The sequence below is a fragment of the Pseudoalteromonas sp. S4741 genome, assembly GCF_005886135.1.
GTDB lineage: Bacteria > Pseudomonadota > Gammaproteobacteria > Enterobacterales > Alteromonadaceae > Pseudoalteromonas > Pseudoalteromonas tetraodonis.
On record NZ_PNCN01000171.1, the window covers coordinates 1 to 3,878 of the forward strand.

Sequence of the window (3,878 nt, forward strand, 5' to 3'; positions counted from 1 at the left end):
CTCGAACCTCGAACCTCGAGCTTATCTCATAGTAACAAACTCTTCCGACCCCGTAGGGTGTAGTGCAACCACGGCATCAAAATCAGCTTTAGTGGCGCCCATTTTCATAGCGACTGCAAAACCCTGAATCATTTCATCAACGGTAAAACCAATACCGTGTAAGCCCACAACTTTTTCATCATCGCCTGCACACACTAACATCATATTACAGGCTTGGCGGTGCTGAGTAACGGCGGTGTACATGGCCGCAAAGCTTGATTTATATACTTTTACATTTTCGCCGCCGTACTGAGAAATCGCTTCTTGCTCAGTTAGACCAATGGTGCCGATAGGTGGGTGGCTAAATACTACGGTTGGTACTAGGCTGTAATCCATTTTTAAATCGTTCGGCAATTCTTTATTAAATAAACGCTCCGATAGAGTACGACCCGCTTTAACAGCAACCGGTGTAAGCTCAATACCATTTTCGATAATATCACCCACAGCGTATACATTTTCAGCTGTGGTGTTTTGGTATTCATCTACTTTTACATAACCGCTTTCGTTTACTTCTACGCCTGCTGCAGCAAGGTTAATTTTATCGGTTGTTGGCGTGCGGCCTATAGCCCAAATAACCTGATCAACATTTTCGCTGTAACCATTCTCAAAATGAATCGTTAAGCTGCCATCAGCCTCTTTTACCACTTCTTTTGGTGAACACTCAGTGTGCAGTGTTGGGCCTTCTTTTGCCATAATATCAACCAGTGTGTCGATAATGTATGGGTCAAAGGTACGCAGTGGCTTGCTCTTACGAACAAATAAGTGAGTTTGTGTACCTAAGCTGTGCAGTACACCGGCAATTTCTACGGCAATATAACCGGCACCAACAACAGCAACACGTTTAGGTTGTTCGTTCAGCTCAAAAAAGCCGTTTGAATCAATACCGTGTTCAGCACCTGGAATGTTAGGAATAGTAGGGCGTCCGCCTACGGCAACTAAAATGTGATCAGCAGTGTAATGCTCACCATTTACTTCAACGGTTTTACTATCCACAAATTTTGCAAAGCCTTTGATCACAGTTACGCCATTTTTAGCTAAACCATTATCATAGCCTTTGTGAATGCGGCCAATATAGGCTTCACGGCTCTCTACTAACTTTGACCAGTCAAAGCCTTTAACTTCAACATCAAAACCGTAATCAGGAGCATAAAGATTAATTGCTTCAGCAACTTGAGCACCATGCCACATTACTTTTTTAGGAACACACCCTACGTTTACACAGGTGCCACCCATGTGTTTAGCTTCAATTAATGCTACTTTTGCGCCACGCATTGCTGCACGGTTAGCTGATGCAATACCACCACTACCGCCACCAATTGCAATGTAATCAAAATGCTGAGCCATGTTTAATCCTCTAAATGTGTTTAACAATGTTTTACCGATAATATCATATGCGATGAACAAGTCACTTGTTCGGGGCTGCTAAAATCTATCAAACATCCTTTATCAAACGAAAGATATGCTATTTCAGATCAAGCGGCTAGGTGAACATTTACAGATACACACTCGTTAATTAGTAAAGCAGGTTTGCCCTTGTATTTACGTATTTTGCCCCAACTTCATTTTTATATTTGCATAAACTGAGAATGACTATGAGCAATGCACAAACAAATCCCCTTATTGGGCTTGAAGGACTTCCTCCTTTTTCAAAAATAAAGCCTGAACATGTAGTACCGGCATTAAAAAAAGGTATTGAGCACTGTCGCAGTGAGATTGAAAGCGTACTAGCAAAGCAATCTTTCACCTGGAATGATTTAGTACTACCGCTTGAAGAAGCCGACGATAAACTATCGCGATTATTTTCACCGGTATCACATTTAAATTCAGTAATGAACAACGATGAACTGCGCGAAGCTTACGAGCAATGTTTGCCGCTTATTTCTGAATATTCTACTTTTGTTGGCCAACACCAAGGTTTATATGAGGCTTACAGCGCGCTTTATAACAGTGATGAATTTAAAACACTCACTACCGCCCAGCAAAAAACCATTACCAACGCATTGCGCGACTTTAAGCTTTCAGGCATTGCATTAAATCCTGAGCAGCAAAAACGCTACGGTGAAATTAGTGCGCGTTTATCAGAGCTTGCTTCAAAATTTGGTAATAATGTGATGGATGCCACGCTTGCATGGCATAAGCATATTACCGATGAAAGCCAACTAGCGGGTTTACCAGAATCAGCACTGGCATTAGCGGCCGATACGGCAAAAAGTAAAGACTTAGAAGGCTGGGTATTCACTCTCGATTTCCCTTCTTACTTACCTATAATGACTTACGCAGACGACCGTGAACTTCGCAAAGAAACATACACCGCGTTTTCTACTCGTGCATCCGATCAAGGGCCAAATGCGGGTGAGTTCGATAACTCAGCGATAATGAGTGAAGAACTGGCACTGCGTCATGAGTTAGCACAATTACTAGGCTTTAATAATTACGCCGAAAAATCGTTAGCTACAAAAATGGCAGAATCACCTGCGCAGGTATTTTCATTTTTAGAAGATTTAGCCGCTAAATCTAAGCCACAAGCAGAGCAAGAGCTTAAAGAGTTGCAACAATATGCAGAGCAACAGCACGGTATTAGTGAACTACAGGCGTGGGATTTTGGTTATTACAGTGAAAAACTAAAGCAAGAAAAGTACGCGATTTCAGATGAAGTTCTTCGCCCATACTTCCCAGCAAATAAAGTACTAAGTGGCTTATTTGAAACGGTTAATCGCCTATTTGGTATTACTGTAAATGAAGTTGCTGATTTTGATAGCTACCATAAAGATGTACGTTTTTTTGAAATTTACGATAGCAATAACACTTTACGTGGTCGTTTTTACTTAGATTTGTATACGCGCGATCACAAGCGTGGTGGTGCGTGGATGGATGACTGTATGGGTCGTAAAGTGCGCGCTAATGGTGAACTTCAAACACCAGTTGCTTACCTAGTGTGTAATTTTAATAAAGCGATTGGCGATAAGCCTGCTTTGTTTACCCATAATGAAGTAACCACACTGTTTCATGAGTTTGGTCACGGCATTCATCATATGCTTACCCAAGTGGATGCAGCCCCCGTTGCTGGTATTAATGGTGTAGCATGGGATGCCGTTGAATTGCCAAGTCAGTTTTTAGAAAACTGGTGTTACGAAGAAGAAGCGCTTAGCTTTATCTCAGGTCACTTCGAAACCGGTGAGCCACTACCAAAAGAGTTGCTTGATAAACTACTTGCGGCTAAAAATTATAACTCAGGTATGCAAATGTTAAGACAACTTGAGTTCTCGTTATTTGATTTTAAAATCCACCACGATTACGTGGCAGACAAACCATGTAACATTCAAGCTGTGTTTGATGATGTACGCAGTCGTACCTCAGTCATTAAGCCGCCAGCGTTTAATCGTTTTCAGCATGGCTTTAGTCATATTTTTGCGGGCGGTTATAGTGCAGGTTATTACTCGTACAAATGGGCTGAAGTACTTTCGGCAGACGCCTATTCTAAATTTGAAGAAGAGGGGATTTTTAATCCACAAACAGGCCAAGCGTTTATGCAGCACATTCTTGAAAAAGGCGGCAGTGAAGAGCCAATGGCACTGTTTAAAAACTTCCGTGGTCGTGAGCCAAGTGTAGACGCACTACTACGCCACAGTGGCATTGCCGCTTAGGGTCTGTTGACCTTTGCGGATTAAAATATAATTACAAAAGCGCCCCAGTGGCGCTTTTTTATTGCCTAATACACAGTGTTGTTAAAGAATATTTTGAGTGAACTACCCATCGACGCCGCTTCGCGTCGAACAATGGGTTTTCTCGGAAAATTTCGATAAAGACACAACAGACATTCCGGTAATGTATTTATCATC

At 41.9% G+C, this 3,878-nt stretch carries 2 protein-coding genes; one reads left to right on the forward strand and one right to left on the reverse strand.

Features of this window, described 5'->3' with window-relative positions; all coding sequences use genetic code 11:
• Positions 1 to 21 precede the first annotated feature (21 nt).
• The gene (gene gorA / locus CWC30_RS17085; protein ID WP_036981238.1) at positions 22 to 1,383 is read right to left on the reverse strand and encodes a glutathione-disulfide reductase; all 1,362 of its coding nucleotides are present in this window, start codon (positions 1,381 to 1,383) and stop codon (positions 22 to 24) included.
• 248 nt (positions 1,384 to 1,631) lie between these two features.
• On the opposite strand from gorA, the gene prlC reads away from it, so the two are divergent.
• Entirely contained in the window at positions 1,632 to 3,683 is a 2,052-nt protein-coding gene (gene prlC, locus CWC30_RS17090) for an oligopeptidase A (RefSeq protein ID WP_138627702.1), read from the forward strand.
• The last annotated feature ends 195 nt before the right edge of the window (positions 3,684 to 3,878 follow it).

Coding starts and splice junctions, on each gene's coding strand:
- prlC (WP_138627702.1), top strand. CDS start 1,632: ATGAGCAATGCACAAACAAATCCCCTTATTGGGCTTGAAGGACTTCCT.
- gorA (WP_036981238.1), bottom strand. CDS start 1,383: ATGGCTCAGCATTTTGATTACATTGCAATTGGTGGCGGTAGTGGTGGT.